At 67.6% G+C, this 1,907-nt stretch carries 3 protein-coding genes; 2 read left to right on the forward strand and 1 reads right to left on the reverse strand.

Features of this window, described 5'->3' with window-relative positions; genetic code table 11:
- Window positions 1-241 (forward strand): anti-sigma factor (locus tag B1964_RS17490; RefSeq protein ID WP_139765776.1); only part of this gene is annotated, 241 nt, incomplete at its 5' end.
- Between the two features lie 110 nt (window positions 242-351).
- Here the strand turns inward: B1964_RS17490 and B1964_RS17495 are convergent.
- Entirely contained in the window at window positions 352-798 is a 447-nt protein-coding gene (locus B1964_RS17495; RefSeq protein ID WP_338066865.1) for a LuxR C-terminal-related transcriptional regulator, read from the reverse strand.
- Between the two features lie 373 nt (window positions 799-1,171).
- Here B1964_RS17495 and B1964_RS17500 point away from each other — a divergent pair.
- On the forward strand, window positions 1,172-1,907 hold a 736-nt coding region (locus B1964_RS17500), incomplete at its 3' end, for an acetoacetate decarboxylase family protein (protein WP_079930661.1).

Genomic DNA, 1,907 nt, shown 5'->3' on the forward strand with positions numbered 1-1,907 from the left:
AGCCGTGGCAGTGCTGCGTGATCAGCGCACCCCGCTGCCCTCGAATCGCACATACCAGCTGTGGCTGGTCGGCGGCGCCAACGCCCAGCCGTCCTCGGCGGGCCTTGTCCGAGGGTCCGGGGCCACCGATCCTCTGCTCATCGAACGCATCGACAACTCTCAGGTTCTGGCCGTCACCATCGAGCCCGAGGGCGGATCACCGCAACCGACGACCGACATTCTCGGGCAGGTGTCGCTGTGATTCCCGGCCGAGGAGAGTCGATACCCGGCTGACAGGACGACCCCCGGACGCCATCGGCGCCGGGGGTCGTCATCGGGTCGGGGGTACAGGGATTCAGGGTGTACCGGGGCTCACCAATCCTCGAGGCGGGTGATGCCGTCCTGCAGCGCGCGTGCGAGTAGATGCGTCTTCGTCGGTGCGGGACGCCCGACGGCCGCATATTTGGCCCGGATTCGCGCCAGGTGGGTGCTCACTGTCGATGCCGCGATGAACAGCTGCTCGGCGGCCTCGTCCTTCGATTCGGCCGCCAACCAGGCGAGAAGGACCTCGACCTCGCGCGGCGAGAGCACCGGACGCCGGATCGGTGCGGGCGCGGGCGCGGCGCTCGGCATGACCGGGCGCATCGGCGGCCGGACCGGTGCGAGCGGACGCATCCTCAGATGCGAGCCCGGCGCGACCGGGGGCCGATAGTCGGCGATACGGGCCACCGAGGCTCGGAGGTCGCGGGGGTGACCGACCGGATGTCCGGGGGCCGGAAGGGGCATGGTGTCCGAAATATCGGAATGCGCGGTCGTCACCGTTGGTCCTCGTTTACTGTCGGGTACCACGGCTCACGCGCGGGGATCGCGCTCGCCGTTCGCACTGGGGTCCATCAACTCTTCACAGAGAATATTAAGGCTGCGTTCAGCAACCGAATAGTCCCAACATGGGGGACGTCGTTTGCAGATGCAAGGATTAAGTGATTCGCCAATCCGTGATCTCAGCAGGGGACTGCACCACCACACTGGCGATCTCGGCACTCGCCCTGCTCACGGTGCCGAGCGGCGACGTTCTCATCCGATCGGATGGATCGATCCCGGCCTTCCCACGACCCACACCACGTAGGATCACCGCGACAGCAAAAGTAGAACATGTTCTAGAACAGACTCACGGCGAGGCAAGGAACCGACGATGACCCACCCTTCCCGACATGACGTACTGGGCTCGACGGTGACGATGCCGGTCGAGATCCGACACGCCCGCTGCTTCGTCGCGGGCTTCACCGCCGACGCGAGGGCGATGCAGACCGCGATCGACGCCGCCGGCGACACCCGCGGTGCGGTGGCGCCGCTTCGGATTCGTCGCGGCCGGGGCATGTGCATGCTGGTCTTCGTCGACTACATCGACGGCGATCTCGGGCCCTACAACGAATTCGGGGTGTGCTTCCTCGTCGATCCGACCACGGCCGACGACGCATCCGTCCCCGGCGGTTCCCGGTCTGGCGGGTCCTGGTCCGGGTTGCGGTCGCTGTTCGCCGGCGACGCGCGGGCCCTCATCCATCGGCTACCGGTCGATGGTGAGTTCACCCTCGCCGCCGGACGCGGGATCTGGGGATTCCCGAAGATCCTCGCCGACTTCGACGTCGACCACGAGTCGGCGACCCGGCACGGCCGGGTGAGCGTCGACGGCCGGCTCATCGCCGACCTCACCGTCAAACCGGGGATACCGATGCCCGCATCTTCGGTGGAGACCACGCTGCATGCGTACTCGCAGCTCGACGGCACCCTGCGGATGACGCCGTGGCGACTGCGGTCGATCACCGGCACCCGGACCCGACTCGGCGGCGCCCGCCTGCACCTCGGCGACCACGAGATCGCCGACGAACTGCGCTCTCTCGACCTGTCGCGGCACGCGCTCATGACGACGT

It is taken from the genome of Gordonia sp. i37 (assembly GCF_002043085.1).
Taxonomy (GTDB): domain Bacteria; phylum Actinomycetota; class Actinomycetes; order Mycobacteriales; family Mycobacteriaceae; genus Gordonia; species Gordonia polyisoprenivorans.